The 12,206-nt window shown below is 74.5% G+C and carries 11 protein-coding genes; 5 read left to right on the forward strand and 6 right to left on the reverse strand.

The annotated features are described in order from the left end of the window. The first annotated feature begins 100 nt into the window (after positions 1-100). From cofD to AC2H4J_RS15460, 3 genes are read left to right on the forward strand one after another with little or no spacing between them, the layout of a single operon-like run. Positions 101-1,060: a 2-phospho-L-lactate transferase gene (gene cofD / locus AC2H4J_RS15450; protein WP_487465756.1), complete on the forward strand. Its 960-nt coding sequence runs from the start codon at positions 101-103 to the stop codon at positions 1,058-1,060. Further along, entirely contained in the window at positions 1,053-2,189 is a 1,137-nt protein-coding gene (locus AC2H4J_RS15455) for a coenzyme F420-0:L-glutamate ligase (protein WP_487465757.1), read from the forward strand. The genes cofD and AC2H4J_RS15455 overlap by 8 nt, the downstream gene beginning before the upstream one ends. A gap of 27 nt (positions 2,190-2,216) precedes the next feature. Next, entirely contained in the window at positions 2,217-2,825 is a 609-nt protein-coding gene (locus AC2H4J_RS15460; RefSeq protein WP_487465758.1) for a dTDP-4-dehydrorhamnose 3,5-epimerase family protein, read from the forward strand. A 101-nt stretch (positions 2,826-2,926) separates the two neighbouring features. Here AC2H4J_RS15460 and AC2H4J_RS15465 read toward each other — a convergent pair whose 3' ends face one another. The 5 genes from AC2H4J_RS15465 to AC2H4J_RS15485 all read right to left on the reverse strand — a co-directional run bounded on the left by AC2H4J_RS15465 (position 2,927) and on the right by AC2H4J_RS15485 (position 7,885). Next, entirely contained in the window at positions 2,927-3,790 is an 864-nt protein-coding gene (locus AC2H4J_RS15465; protein WP_487465759.1) for a DNA-3-methyladenine glycosylase family protein, read from the reverse strand. Between the two features lie 103 nt (positions 3,791-3,893). Continuing rightward, a complete protein-coding gene (locus tag AC2H4J_RS15470) occupies positions 3,894-4,664 on the reverse strand; it encodes an SDR family NAD(P)-dependent oxidoreductase (RefSeq protein ID WP_487465760.1) in 771 nt (256 codons plus the stop codon). A 23-nt stretch (positions 4,665-4,687) separates the two neighbouring features. Beyond that, entirely contained in the window at positions 4,688-5,788 is a 1,101-nt protein-coding gene (locus tag AC2H4J_RS15475) for a mannose-1-phosphate guanylyltransferase (RefSeq protein WP_487465761.1), read from the reverse strand. 22 nt (positions 5,789-5,810) lie between these two features. After that, the gene (locus tag AC2H4J_RS15480; RefSeq protein ID WP_487465762.1) at positions 5,811-6,779 is read right to left on the reverse strand and encodes a glycosyltransferase family 2 protein; all 969 of its coding nucleotides are present in this window, start codon (positions 6,777-6,779) and stop codon (positions 5,811-5,813) included. 35 nt (positions 6,780-6,814) lie between these two features. Continuing rightward, the gene (locus AC2H4J_RS15485; protein ID WP_487465763.1) at positions 6,815-7,885 is read right to left on the reverse strand and encodes a glycosyltransferase family 4 protein; all 1,071 of its coding nucleotides are present in this window, start codon (positions 7,883-7,885) and stop codon (positions 6,815-6,817) included. Positions 7,886-8,030: 145 nt separating this feature from the next. Between AC2H4J_RS15485 and rfbA the strand changes: the two genes are divergently transcribed. Next, complete coding sequence (rfbA, locus tag AC2H4J_RS15490) at positions 8,031-8,915, forward strand: glucose-1-phosphate thymidylyltransferase RfbA (protein WP_487465764.1); 885 nt, start codon at positions 8,031-8,033, stop codon at positions 8,913-8,915. Here the strand turns inward: rfbA and AC2H4J_RS15495 are convergent. Then, a complete protein-coding gene (locus tag AC2H4J_RS15495) occupies positions 8,912-10,003 on the reverse strand; it encodes a glycosyltransferase family 4 protein (RefSeq protein WP_487465765.1) in 1,092 nt (363 codons plus the stop codon). The genes rfbA and AC2H4J_RS15495 overlap by 4 nt on opposite strands. A gap of 136 nt (positions 10,004-10,139) precedes the next feature. On the opposite strand from AC2H4J_RS15495, the gene AC2H4J_RS15500 reads away from it, so the two are divergent. Further along, the gene (locus AC2H4J_RS15500; RefSeq protein ID WP_487465766.1) at positions 10,140-12,200 is read left to right on the forward strand and encodes a DUF7657 domain-containing protein; all 2,061 of its coding nucleotides are present in this window, start codon (positions 10,140-10,142) and stop codon (positions 12,198-12,200) included. The last annotated feature ends 6 nt before the right edge of the window (positions 12,201-12,206 follow it).

A 12,206-nucleotide genomic window follows, 5' to 3' on the forward strand; every position in this document is an offset into this window, starting at 1 on the left:
CGACACGCCACACCAGTCACATGCGTCACAGGCGTTCGTCAGATCTCGTTCCACGCCCCGACACGCCCGCCGAACAGTCGACAACTGCCTATCCGGCAGGATGTGTTTCGTGAAGATCGTCGTGCTGGCCGGAGGGACCGGCGGGGCTCGTTTCCTGCGCGGGGTCCGCGCGGCAGCCCCCCAGGCCGAGATCACCGCCGTCGTCAACACCGGCGACGACGTGACGATGCACGGGCTGCGCATCTGTCCCGACCTCGACACCGTGATGTACACCCTCGGCGGCGGGATCGACGAGGACCGCGGCTGGGGCCGCGCGGGCGAGACCTGGACGGTCAAGACAGAGCTCGCCGCCTACGACGCCGACCCGACCTGGTTCGGGCTGGGCGACCGCGACCTGGCCACCCACCTGATCCGCACGCGGATGCTCGACGCCGGCTATCCGCTCTCGGCGGTCACCGCCGCGCTCGCCGACCGCTGGCAACCGGGCGTCACCCTGCTGCCGATGAGCGACCAGCGGGTCGAGACCCACGTGGTCGTCGCCGACCCCGGCACCGGCCGGCAGCAGGCCATCCACTTCCAGGAGTGGTGGGTGCGCCACCGCGCCGGCCTCGACCCCTCGGCCTTCGTGCAGGTGGGCGTGGAGTCCGCGCGCCCGGCGCCGGGGGTGACCGAGGCGATCGCCGCGGCGGACGCCGTCCTGCTGGCGCCGTCGAACCCGGTCGTCTCCATCGGCACGATCCTCGGTGTCCCCGGCCTGCGGGACGCGCTGCTGGCCACATCCGGCCGCATCGCCGGGGTCTCCCCGATCGTCGGCGGCGACGTGGTGCGCGGCATGGCCGACCGCTGCCTGCCCGTGCTCGGCGTCGAGGTGAGCGCGGAGGGCGTCGGCCGGCACTACGGCGCGCGGAGCTCGGGCGGCCTCCTCGACGCCTGGCTGATCGCCCCCGACGACGCCGCCGACGTGCCCGGTGTCGACGTCCGCCCCGTCCCGCTGCTGATGTCCTCCCCCGAGGCGACCCGCGAGCTGGCCGGCGCTGCCCTGGACGCGGCACGTGCCTGAGAAAGGACCACGTCCTCCCCACCCTTCGCAGGCTCAGGGCGGCACCCGGGACGCGGCCGAACCGCGAACCGGAACGTCCGCTCCACCCGGCGGCCTGGCGGTCCTCCCGGTTCCCGGGCTGCCCGAGTTCGCCCCGAATGACGACCTGGCGGCGGCGATCGCTGCCGCCGCGCCGTGGCTGGCCGACGGCGACGTGGTCGTCGTCACCTCCAAGGTCGTCTCCAAGGTGGAGGGCCGGCTGGTCCCGGTCCCACCGGGCGCCGACCGGGAGGAACTCCGGCTGCAGGCGGTCGAGGACGAGGCCGTGCGCGTGGTGGCCCGCCGCGGGCCGCTGGCGATCGTGCAGACCCGGCAGGGCTGGGTCGTCGCTGCAGCGGGCATCGACGCGTCCAACGTGGCGCAGGACGCCCTGGTCCTCCTGCCCGAGGACGGCGACGCCTCGGCCCGCGCCCTCCGGTCCCGCGTCGGCGAGCTGCTCGGCGTCGACGTCGCCGTGGTGATCAGCGACACGTTCGGCCGCACCTGGCGCGAGGGCCTCACCGACGTCGCCGTCGGGGCGGCCGGCATCGAGGCCCTGATCGACCACCGGGGAGCGGTCGACGGTTTCGGCAACCGGCTCGAGACGACGCGCACGGCGGTCGTCGACGAGCTGGCGTCGGCCGCGGACCTGGTGAAGGGCAAGCTCGGCGGCGTACCGGTCGCGGTGATCCGGGGGCTGTCCGTGCGGCGACCCGAGCCCGATACCGGCACCCGACCGCTGGTCCGGCTGCCGGCCGACGACCTCTTCCCCTACGGCGCCCGCGACCTGGTCGGCTCCCGGACGTCGGGGGCCGAGCTGGTCCCGCGTCCCGGGGAGCTCGCGGCGGTCGCGGCGGCCTTCCGCGTCGCGAGCGCCGCCCTGCCGGAGTTCCCGGTGGTGCTCCGGTACGGCGGTGAGGGGGACGGCGCCGTCGACGTGCACCTCACCGACACGGTGACCACGACGACCGCGGTCAACCTCGGCGCGCTCCTCGGCGCGGCGATCGTGCAGCTGCACGCCGAGGGTTGGACGACCCGCTGGGAGCCGGTCGGCACTCCGGGTGGCACCTCTCTGGTGGGCCGGTTGTGGCTCGGCACCCCTCCGGAGTGAGCGGGCCCGTTCGATAACGTCGGGGGGGTGGAGATCCGTGAGCTCGCCGTTCCCGACAGCTACGCACTCGACCTCGTGCCGCACGGCGACTCCCGCGGCCGGTTCACCGAGTGGTACCGAGCCGACGTCCTCGCCGGGGCGACCGGCTTCGGGCTGACCCTCGCGCAGGCCAACCACAGCGTCTCCGCCCGGGGCGTGCTGCGCGGCGTGCACTTCGCGCTCGTGCCGCCCGGCCAGGCGAAGTACGTCTACTGCCCGGCCGGCAAGGTGCTCGACGTCATCGTCGACATCCGGGTCGGCTCCCCCACCTTCGGCGTCCACGACTCCGTCGTGCTCGACAGCGAGCAGCCGAGCGCCGTCTACCTCGCCGAGGGGCTCGGGCACGCGTTCGTGTCCCTCGCCGACAACAGCTCGGTCACCTACCTCGTGTCCTCCGGCTACTCCCCCGGACGCGAGTTCGGCATCAACCCGATGGACCCGGCCCTCGACCTGCCGTGGCCGACGGACATGGAGTTCGAGTTCTCGGCCAAGGACCAGGCCGCGCCGACGCTGGCCGAGGCGCACGAGCAGGGCCTGCTGCCCACCATGGAGCAGTGCTCGGCCCGCTACGCCGAGCTCCGCGCGAAGACTGCCTGAGCCGGCGCCGCAGCGTCGAGAACGGGGTTGCCGGGGTCTCACGGCCCGCCACGACCCCGATCTCCCCGATCTCACGGCTCCAGAGCCCGGGGAAGGCCCCGCTAGATGCGGCGGTAGTCCGTCGGTGCGAACCGCGGGCCCCGCCGCGGCCGGCGGGATCCGCCGGCCAGCAGCAGCCGGACCACCCGCTGGCGCTGACCCCGCCAGGGCTCGAGCAGCTCCAGCATCCCGGCGTCGTCGGTCTCCCGCCGGCCGGCCAGCGACCAGCCCACGATGTTCTTCAGGTGGTAGTCGCCGACGCTGACGGTGTCGGGGCAGCCGAGCGTGCGCTGCGCGACCTCGGCGGCCGTCCACACGCCGATGCCGGGGATCGCGCAGAGCCGGCGCTGCAGCGACGGGGAGTCTCCGGCGACCTCCGGTTCCAGCCGGGAGGCGACCGAGGCGACGGCCCGCAGTGCCCGGCGGCGTGCGCCGTCGAGACCGCAGGCGTGCCACTGCCAGTCGGTCACGTCCAGCACCCGCTGCGGCGACGGCGGGATGCGCATGCCGTCCGGCGCCGGTCCCGGAGCCGGCTCACCGGCCAGCCGCAGCAGCTCCCGCCACACCCGGTTCGCCTCCACCGTGGTGACCTTCTGCTCCAGCACCGCGGGCACGACCGCATCCCACGTGCGCCCGGTGCGGCCCAGTCGCAGCGACGCGAACCGGCGGTGCAGGTCGGCCACGACGGGGTGGTCCCCCGGCTCGAAGTCCTCGGGCCGGTCGGCGGCACCGAGCCAGTCCGGGACGGCGGCACCGGCCCGCTCGGCGCCCGGTCCCCAGGCGGTGATGCGGACCGTCCCCGTCGAGAGGGCCATCCGCACGGTCGCCGGGCCGTCCGGGGTGGTCGTCGTCCGCCACACCCCGTCGTCGGCCACCCGCAGAGTGGGGTCCCCGGTGCCGCGCCGGTGCGGCCCCAGCATGCGCATGAGGTCCACGGCCCGGCCCGGCGTCCAGACCAACTCGTGCGCGGACAGCCCGGTCTGTGACAGAGCGGTACTCAGGACGTTCCCCCGGTGGTGCGATGAGTGACTAGCGCGGCGCCATGCGCAGGGCGCCGTCCATGCGGATGACCTCGCCGTTGAGGTAGCCGTGCCGGACGATGTCGAGCGCGAGCTCGGCGAAGTCCTCCGGCCTGCCCAGCCGCTTCGGGAAGGGTATGCCCGCCGACAGCGCCTGCCGCGCCTCCGCGGGAAGAGAGCCGAGCAGCGGCGTGTCGACCAGCCCGGGCGCGATCGTGCAGACCCGCACGCCGACGCTGGACAGGTCGCGCGCGGCCGGCAGGGTCATGCCGACGATGCCGCCCTTGGACGCCGCGTAGGCGATCTGACCGATCTGGCCGTCGTAGGCCGCGATCGAGGCCGTGTTGACGACGACGCCGCGCTCGCCGTCCTCACCCGGCTCGGTCGACGCCATCGCGGCGGCGGCCAGCCGCAGCACGTTGAACGTGCCGATCAGGTTGACCTGCACCGTCGTCACGAAGGCACCGAGGTCGTGCGGCTCGCCGCCGCGCCCGACGGTGCGCTGTGCCCAGCCGATGCCGGCGCAGTTGATCGCGATCCGCAGCGGCCGGTCCTTCCCGGTGGCCTCGGCGATCGCCGCCTGCACCGACGCCTCGTCGGTGACGTCGGTGCGGACGAAGCTGGTATGCCCGCCCAGCTCGGCGGCGAGCGCCTGCCCGCGATCGGCGTTGAGATCGAGGATCGTGACGGCGGCGCCCTCGGCGGCCAGTGCTCGGGTGGTGGCCTCGCCGAGCCCGGAGGCTCCTCCGGTGACCACGGCTGCGACGTCGAAGCTCTTCATGCCCCGGAGGCTAACCACCCGTCTCAGCTGTACCGCAGGCCGTGTCTCTCCTCGACCGCGGCCAGCAGCTGCTTGACCCGCTCGGCGTCGGCCACCGGGCACACCATGGTCACGTCCGCGGTGTGCACGACCACGCTGTCGCTCAGGCCCACCAGGGCGACGACGTGCTCGGGGTCGTCGCTGAGCACGATGTTGCCCGTCCCGTCGACGACGACGGTCAGCCCGCGGACGGCGTTGCCCGCGCCGTCGGACTCCAGGGTGGAGGCCAGCGCCGGCCACGAGCCGACGTCGAGCCAGTCGACGTCGAGATCGGCGACGAGGACCCGGCCGGGCTGCGCCGCGGCCGGTTCGAGCACGGCGTAGTCGACGCTGATCTTCGGCAGCGTCGGGAAGACCTCGGCGAGGACGGCGTCGCGATCGGCGCCCGGCGCGGCGGCCACGACCCGGCGCAGGCCCGCGGCGGTCTCCGGCAGGTGGTCGGCCAGCGCGTCGAGCACCGTCTGCGCGCGCCACACGAACATGCCGGAGTTCCACAGGTACTGCCCCGACGCCAGGTAGGCCTCGGCCGTCGCCCGGTCGGGCTTCTCCCGGAAGGAGGCGGCCTCCGACACCCCCGGCACCTCGGTCGGCGCGCCGCGCTGGACGTAGCCGAACCCGGTGGCCGGAGAAGTGGGGGTGATACCCAGCGTGACCAGCGAGTCGGGCCGGACGGCGAGGGCGTCGTAGGCGGTCTCGAGCGTCGCGGCGAACCGCTCCACCGGCCGGATCACGTGGTCGGCGCTCACCACCGCCAGCTCGGCGTCCGGGTCGACGTCGGCCACCAGTGCCGCCGTGAGCCCGACCGCGTTGGCGGTGTCCCGCGCGACCGGCTCCAGGATCAGCCGGCCGGGCTGCAGGTCGGGCAGCGCCGCGCGGACCAGGTCCCCGTACCGGGCGGCCGTGCAGACCCAGATCCGGTCGGCCGGCAGCACCGCCCGGAGCCGGTCGAATGCCTCCACGAGCAGGCTGTGCGGGCCGCCGTCCGCGGCGGTGAGGACGTCGAGCAGCTGCTTGGGGCGACCGGCCCGCGACAGCGGCCACAGCCGCGTGCCCGAGCCGCCGGCCATGATCACTGCGTGGCGCACGTCGGCGTCCTCTCCCGGGGGGTCACTCGCCGGCCGCCATCGTGCCCGAGCCGCCCGCGCCTGGCCGCCAGGGCCGTCGCCTGCGCCGGGGGAGCTCGGTCGCCGACCACTGGGGCTGCGCGCCGGAACCCACGCGGGCGCTCACGTAGGAGACCAGCATGCGGCCGCCCAGCCCCGCCCGCAGCGCCCAGCGCAACGGCGCCCGGAGCGGACCGGGGTAGCGGCGGGACAGGTAGCGCAGGGCACTGGTGTGGTGGACCCGCTGCATCCGGTGCGGCTCACGGCGGGTGGCGTGCCCGCCCTCGTGCTCGACGACGGCCGACGGTGCGTACACGTGCAGCCAGCCCCGCTCGCCGAGCCGGGCGGCCAGGTCGACGTCCTCGAAGTACATGAAGTAGCCCGGGTCGAACCCGCTGACCGAGTGGAACGCCTCCAGGTCCACGAGGAAGCAGGAACCGGACAGCCAGCCGGCGGTCCGCTCCCGCGGCGCCTCGCGCTCCCGGCGGTAGCGGGCGGTCCACGGGTTGGCCGGCCACAGCCAGCCCAGCAGCGCGTGGCCGACGCCGGTCGACAGCGAGGGCAGGTCGCGCGCGGAGGGGTAGAGCTGCCCGTCGGGCGTGCGGATGGCCGGACCGACGGTCGCGGCCCGCGGCCAGCGGGCGGCGACGGCGAGCAGCTCGTCGACCGCGCCGGGCTCGAACCGGATGTCGGGGTTGGCGACGACCGCCCACCCCGACGCGCGATCGGCCAGGCCGGCGTTGGCCGCCGGGCCGTACCCGACGTTGCCGCCGGTGTGCAGCACCCGGACGTGCGGGTAGCGCTCGGCCGCCCGCTCGGGGGCACCGTCGGTGGAGCCGTTGTCGGCCAGCACCACGTCGACCGGCCGCGTCGTGGCGCCGGCCAGCGAGGTCAGGAAGCCGTCGAGGGATTCCCCGGGTGAGTAGGTGACCGCCACGACGCGGAGCGGCTGCTCCTCCGGACCGGTGCCCACCTCCGGGACCCTACGGTCCGGCGTCCGCGGGCCGGTCAGGACCCGGCCGCCGTCCGGTAGCTGGTCAGATGCGCCCGGGCGCAGGCCCGCCAGTCGAACAGTGCCGCCCGGGCGCGCGCCGCCTGGCCCAGTTCGCGCCGCCGCGCCGGGTCGTCGAGCAGGTCGCGCAGCGCCGCGGCGATCGACGCGTCGTCCGGCTCGGTGTAGGCCACGGCGTCCCCACCGACCTCGGGCAGCGACAGCCGGCGGGTGGTGAGCACGGGCGCACCGCAGGCCATCGCCTCGAGCACCGGCAGGCCGAAGCCCTCCCCCAGGCTCGGGTAGGCGACGACCTCCGCGTCGCCGAGCAGCCCGGCGAGCAGCTCCAGGGGCAGGTAGCCCGGCCGGAGCAGCGTCAGCCCGGCGGGCACCTCGGCGGCGGCCCGCTCGATCTGCTCGTCCCAGCCCCGTCCCCCCGCGAGCACCAGGGCCGGGGGGTCCTCGGTCCCGGCGACCGCCCGCACCCAGCCGCGCACCAGGCTCGCGGCGTTCTTCCGCGGCTCGAGGGTGCCGAGGAAGGCGACGTACCGGCCGCGCAGCCCGAGGTGCTCGCGGACGGCGGCCCGTTCGGCGTCCGACGGCACGTGGAACCGGCGGGCGTCGACACCGAGGTGCGCCACGTCGATCCGGTCGGCGGAGGCGCCGGCGACCCGGACCAGCTCGTCCCGCGTCGCCGCGGAGGGGGTCACGCACCGGCGGGCCCGGCGCAGGGAGATCCGCGTCCAGGTGCGGAAGAAGTGCCGCTTGACCGGCAGGTGGACGTCGGGGTGGGTGAAGAAGGTGGCGTCGTGCAGCGTCGTCACCACGGGCACGCCGACGACCAGCGGCATCGTGTAGTGCGGGCTGTGCAGCACGTCGGCCCCGCTGCGCCGGACGAGCGCGGGCAGCCCGGCCTGCTCCCAGGCCAGCCGTGCGGCCGGCCGGGCGATCGCGCCGGGGGCGGCCAGCAGGTCGACGCCCGGCAGCAGCGCCCGGTAGTGGTCGACGTCGTGGGCCTGGACGGCGACGGCGAGATCGGCGCCCTCCGCCAGCAGGGCAGGCAGCAGTTCGTCGACGTAGCGGCCCACACCGCCGCGGTCGGATGGGACGGCGGTCGCGTCGACGAGGACGCGGGGGTCATTCGGCAGGACGGGCTCCCGGGCAGGGGCGGGACGAGGTCGGTTCCGAGACTACGAGGCGGGCGCGGCCGACCCCGCCCGTACGCTGCCCCTCATGCGCGGCATCATCCTGGCAGGCGGCAGCGGCACCCGGCTGTACCCGATCACGAAGGCGATCAGCAAGCAGCTGATGCCGATCTACGACAAGCCGATGATCTACTACCCGCTCTCGCTGCTCATGAATGCCGGCATCCGCGAGGTCCTCATCATCACGACGCCCGAGGACCAGGCAGGCTTCCAGCGGCTGCTCGGCGACGGCTCCGATGTCGGGATCGAGATCAGCTACGCGGTGCAGCCCCGGCCCGAGGGCCTGGCGCAGGCGTTCATCATCGGAGCCAAGTTCATCGGCGAGGAGTCCGTCGCTCTCGTGCTGGGCGACAACATCTTCTACGGCACCGGCCTCGGCGAGAGCCTGCGGGCCAACACCGATCCCACCGGCGGCCACGTGTTCGCCTACCACGTCGCCAACCCCAGCGAGTACGGCGTGGTCGAGTTCGCCGACGACGGCCGGGTCATCTCCATCGAGGAGAAGCCGGCCGCCCCGAAGAGCTCCTACGCCGTGCCGGGGCTCTACTTCTACGACAACCAGGTCGTCGACATCGCGGCGAAGATCCGGCCGAGCGCGCGCGGCGAGCTGGAGATCACCGCGATCAACGACGAGTACCTACGGCGGGGGCAGCTCACGGTCACCGTGCTCGAGCGGGGCACCGCCTGGCTCGACACCGGCACGCACGCGTCGATGATGCAGGCCGCCGACTTCGTGCGGGTCGTCGAGGAGCGGCAGGGCTGGAAGATCGGCTGCATCGAGGAGATCGCCTGGCGGCGCGGATTCATCGACGACGCCCAGTTGGAGACGCTGGCCAAGCCGCTGCAGAAGAGCGGCTACGGCGACTACCTGCTCGGCCTGCTGGCCGAGCAGCCGGTGGCCAGGCGCTCCTAGAGCTCGGCGTACAGCCGCTCGAGCCGCGCGGCGGCCCCGTCCCAGGTGAACCCGGCGGCCCGACGGCGGCCGCGGGTGACCATGTCGGCCCGCACCCCCGGGTCGTCCACCACGTCCCGGAGCACCCCGGCCAGCGCGGCAGCGTCCCCGACGGGGGCGGTCCGCACGGCGTCCCCGCCCACCTCCACCAGGGCCGCCGCGTCCGAGGTCACGACCGGGACGCCGACCGCCATCCCCTCCACGACGGGCAGCCCGAAGCCCTCCGACCGGCTCGGCACGACGAGCACGCTCGCGGCCGCGAGGGTCACCGCGAGGTCCGCGTCGTCCAGCCGGCCCATCAGCCGGACGCGGTCGGCGACGCCGCGCTCGGACGCCATCCGTCCGAGGTCGAGGTTCCCCCAGCCCGGCTGGCCGACCACGAGCAGCGGGAGGTCGGGCGCCACCGGGTCGGCCAGGGCACCGAGCAGGACGTCGAGGCCCTTCCGGGGCTCGAGGGTCGCCAGGCTCAGCAGGAAACCCCCCGTCGGCAGGTCGAGCCGGCGTGCCCGGTCGGCGGCGTCGGCCGGCGGGTTCGAGAGCACGCTCGTCGTGCCGTGCCCGATGACTTCGACCCGTCGCAGCGGCAGGTGCTCCCGCAGGGCATCCGCCACCGCGTGGCTGGGCACCACCACCACGTCGGCGGTGCGGGCTGCCCGCTCGGCCATGGTGCGGTGCCAGCGGACCCCGCGAGGCGTGAGCGTCTCCGGATGGGTCCAGGGCACCGCGTCGTGGATGGTCACCACCAGCGGGCGGCCCCGGCGAGGTGGCAGGAACAGCGTGGGGGCGTGCACGACGTCGGCGCCGCGCCCCGGCACCGGTCCCACACCCCGCTCCCACGCCGCGATCAGTGGGCGACGGGGCAGCGGCAGGCGGTACGGCCCCGCGGCGCCGGGGACCTGGGCCCGACCGGTGCGGCGGTGCCAGGCGACCCACCCGGTGACGTCGCTCCCGCCGCGCGCGGCGAGCGCACGAGCGACCTCGAACGCGTAGCGGCCCGTGCCTCCCGGGACGGAGCCGAGGCACTGCTCCATCACGAGGGCCACCCGCATGCGAGCGAGCCTACGGTGGCCCGGCGGCGGCCCCGGCACGGAGCCCGGACGACCACAACGTCCCCCGTCGTCCCACGGGCACCCGGGATCCCAACGGATCACGGGGTTTCCCGAACCCGGAGTTAGCCTCCAGGGGATGACCAGGAACAGCATGCCCACAGCGACGGTGCCGGTGCGCACCGAGGAGCGGGCCCCGAGCCGGCCGATGCCCGGACGACGTCCCCCGCGGCGGACCGGAACCCTCGTCGTCGGCGGCCTGGTCCTGCTGTACGCACTGCTCGTCGTGTTCGGTGTGACCACCAGTTCCCTGGGCTACCTGACCGAGCGGCAGAACCCGGACCAGCCGCTGGGCATCACGATCGGCGAGCCACGGGCCATCCGGTCCGACGAGTTCTCCGTCGAGACCCCGCTGCTGTTCGGTCTGGCCGCGAGCGGCTCGGACTCGGTGAACTTCCCCCTGTCCGAGCAGGACGACTTCGTGTCCGGCGTGCCGACCACCGGCCAGATCTTCGCCTCGATCGTGCACTTCGACGCCACCGCCATGCGCCTGGGCGCCGTCCTGCCCGACGACTCGCTCTTCGCGGCCCGCTGGTGGCTGCCCTGGCTGCTGCTGTTCCTCGGTCTGCCGGCCTGGCTGCGCCGGGTGGGTGCGACACCGCAGATGGCCTGGTTCGCCACGGCCCTCTGCGCGGCCGCACCAGCGACGGCCTGGTGGTCGGCGTTCCCGATCCGGATCCTCGGTTTCGCAGCGGCCGGCTGCGTGCTGGGCATGGCGGCGGCCGCGTCCTACGGCCGGAGGCGCTGGCTGGTCGGCACCGGTCAGGCGGTCCTCGCCGGGCTGCTGTTGTCCCGCCTGGCGACGTGGTACATCCCCTGGTCGGTCACGCTGGCCGCTCCGCTCATCGTGGCGACGCTGTGCTGGCTCCTCGTCGATCGCGAGCACCGGCGGTCCGGACTGCTGGCGATCCTCGTGGCCGGGACGGTCTCTGTGATCCTGCTCGCCGGGCTCTACTGGCAGAACTGGGACGGCCTGCAGGCCAGCATGAACACCCTCTACCCCGGCCAGCGCCGCAGCGGCGGTGAGGCGTCCCCGATCTCGCAGATCTTCGGCGCTCCCGGCGAGGCATACTTCCAGCTCGGCCGGGACGTCACCGCGCTCAACATGAGCGAGCTGAGCAACAGCTATGCGGTGGCCGCGATCTGGGCCGCCGTCCTGTTCATCGCCGCGCCGCTGGCTGTGACGCGGGTGCGGCTCCTCACGCGGGAGCACGGGCTCCTGCGCCGGGTGCCGCGCGTGCATGCCGACCGCGACACCTGGGTGGTCGGCGTGCTGGCCGTGGCCACCGCCCTCGAGCTGCTCTGGTCGATGGTGAGCCTGGGCGTGGTGGGCCAGGCGATCCCGATCCTCAACCGCGTGCCGGCGAAGCGGGCGGCCGAGACGGTGGGCTTCATCGCCGTCCTCCTCGTGGCCCTGCTGCTCTCCCGCCGCGGCCGGTCGGAGGGTTGGCGGGTGCCGCTGCTGGCAGCCGGCGCCAGTGCGGCCGTGACCGCCTACGCGGTCTCGGACCTGCAGAAGTACGCGCCCGGGATCGGCGCCCCGCTGATCGTGGGCGTCTCCGCCGCCGTCTTCGTCGTCGTCCTCACGATCACCCGGGAACCGGACCGCTGGCGCTGGACCGTCGCCGCCACCATCCTGGCCGGCCTGGTCGTGGGCGCCGTCAACCCCGTCCAGATCGGCTCCGGCGACCTGCGCCGGTCCTCCAGCGCCCAGATGATGATGGCCGCCGGCAAGGAGGCCCGGGCGGACGGCACCTACTGGGCCACCGACGGCGCGGACACCGACACCCTGATGATGGCCACCGGAACGCCCACGCTGAGCGGCATCCAGGTCTCCGGCCCCGACGTCTCCAGCTGGCGGAAACTCGACCCGCGGGGGAAGTACGAAGGCGCCTGGAACAGGGGCGGCGCGTCGGTGGAGTTCACCTGGCTGCCCGAGGGCCCCCCGGTCGTGCAGGTCGGCGCGCCCGACCAGATCATCGTGCAGGCCGACCCCTGCGACCTCGTCGACCGCGGTTTCGCGGTGAGCCACATCCTGTCGCAGACACAGCTGCAGAACGCGTGCCTGACCCCCGAGGGAACGATGGAGTGGAGCGGCCGGACCCGGTACGTCTACGCCACCGGGTACTCCGGGAACTGACCTCCG

The organism is Blastococcus sp. OS1-29 (genome assembly GCF_057628075.1).

Excerpts from the sequence above, each read along its gene's own strand:
- cofD (WP_487465756.1), top strand. The coding sequence starts at position 101 with ATGTGTTTCGTGAAGATCGTCGTGCTGGCCGGAGGGACCGGCGGGGCT.
- AC2H4J_RS15465 (WP_487465759.1), bottom strand. The coding sequence starts at position 3,790 with ATGCGCATGCTGGGGCCGCACCGGCGCGGCACCGGGGACCCCACTCTG.
- AC2H4J_RS15470 (WP_487465760.1), bottom strand. The coding sequence starts at position 4,664 with ATGAAGAGCTTCGACGTCGCAGCCGTGGTCACCGGAGGAGCCTCCGGG.
- rfbA (WP_487465764.1), top strand. The coding sequence starts at position 8,031 with ATGCGCGGCATCATCCTGGCAGGCGGCAGCGGCACCCGGCTGTACCCG.
- AC2H4J_RS15495 (WP_487465765.1), bottom strand. The coding sequence starts at position 10,003 with ATGCGGGTGGCCCTCGTGATGGAGCAGTGCCTCGGCTCCGTCCCGGGA.
- AC2H4J_RS15500 (WP_487465766.1), top strand. The coding sequence starts at position 10,140 with ATGACCAGGAACAGCATGCCCACAGCGACGGTGCCGGTGCGCACCGAG.